Here is a 1377-nt window from a genome sequence, read left to right as displayed (position 1 = left end):
CGTCTTGCGCGTGGGCTGCTCGCCCTCCAGCACCTGTTGATGAGGTAGATGCGGCCGCGCGGGCCGTCCAGTTCGTCGCCCAGCAGCTGGTAGGTGGGGCAGGTGGCGGTGCAAAAGCCGCAATGCACGCACTTGCGCAGGATGGCTTCGGCCTCCTGCCCTTCGGGCGTGCCCTGGAATTCGGGGGCGAGCGTGGTTTGCATGGCGTGTCTCGGCGGTGGGGGTGTCAGGGGCCGGGGGGCTCGGCGTGCGGCGCGCGCTGGGCCAGCGCGCGGCGGGCGCGCCAGAGCCGGGCCAGGTGTTCGAAATCGGCCGCCAGCGGCGGCAGCGACAGGCCCAGCAGGATGGCGGCCAGCGGCACGACCCAGATGAAGCCCACGTGCTTGAACCCGGCCGCGCCCACGATGCCGCCCACGGTGAACATGGCCAGCAGGCTGGCGAACAGCCGCAGCCGCGCCTGGTTGGCGTGCACCTGCGCCTCGGGTGGCGTGCCGTTGCGGTTCCAGTACAGCATCTTGCCGATCTCGATGCCCAGGTCGGTCGCCACGCCGGTCATGTGCGTGGTGCGGATCTGCGCCGAAGACATCTTGGTGACCACCGCGTTCTGCAGCCCCATCAGGAAGGCCAGCAGCAGCACGGTGAGCGGCACGGCAAACGGCGTGCGCCATTCCAGCGTGATGGCGCCCAGCAGCCCGAAGACCAGCAGCAGCAGGGCCTCCAGCAGCAGCGGCAGCGCGAAGCCGCTGCGCAGCCGGTGGTGGCGCGCCCAGTTGACCAGGATGGCCGTGGTGCCCGCGCCCGACATGAAGGCCCACAGCGTGCCCACCGCGCCCAGCACCAGCGCCATGTTGCCCAGCACCAGGTTGTCGGCCACCATCGACAGGAACCCCGTCATGTGCGAGGTGTACCGGTGCACCACCAGAAAGCCGCCCGCGTTCACCGCCCCGGCGTTGAAGGCCAGCAGCAGGCCGAGCAGCCGGTTGGTGGACGGGGTCCGGTGCCGGCCGGTGAGGTGCCGCAGCAGCCGCATGGCGCTACCGCCCCGGGCCCATCCGGCCAGGGTTGAAGATGCCCGCCGGATCGAACGCCTGCTGCAGCCGGGCATGGATCTGTGCCAGCGTGCCGGGCAATACCGGATCGAAATGGCCTGACGCCCTAGTACCGATTGCCTTGTCTGCTACAAAAAGAGAAGCACTCCCACCCACGGCCTGCGCCGCCTCGTGCAGCGCCGCGCCCGCGTCCGGCGGGGCCTGCACCCAGCGCAGGGCGCCGTGCCATTCGATCAGCGGCGCCGCCACACCGGCGGGCAGCGCCAGCATGGGGCGCGGCGGCGGGCACTGACAGGCGCCACAGGGCCAGGTCCGGCCGCTCGGCCCG

At 71.5% G+C, this 1377-nt stretch carries 1 protein-coding gene and 2 pseudogenes; all 3 read right to left on the bottom strand.

All coding sequences use genetic code 11. The features are described from left to right. A pseudogene (locus AC27KI_RS24870) lies at positions 1-203 on the bottom strand (4Fe-4S dicluster domain-containing protein); the annotation flags it as partial. A gap of 23 nt (positions 204-226) precedes the next feature. Further along, a complete protein-coding gene (locus AC27KI_RS24865; RefSeq protein WP_487116457.1) occupies positions 227-1030 on the bottom strand; it encodes a YoaK family protein in 804 nt (267 codons plus the stop codon). 4 nt (positions 1031-1034) lie between these two features. Beyond that, positions 1035-1377 (bottom strand): annotated as a pseudogene (glcE, locus tag AC27KI_RS24860) (glycolate oxidase subunit GlcE); the annotation flags it as partial.

Source organism: Acidovorax sp. KPB24-03 (genome assembly GCF_057546605.1).
This window is presented reverse-complemented; position numbering and strand designations above follow the sequence as displayed.

Bases quoted from the DNA above. Each gene is read 5' to 3' on its own strand.
- AC27KI_RS24865 (WP_487116457.1), bottom strand. From the start codon at position 1,030: ATGCGGCTGCTGCGGCACCTCACCGGCCGGCACCGGACCCCGTCCACC.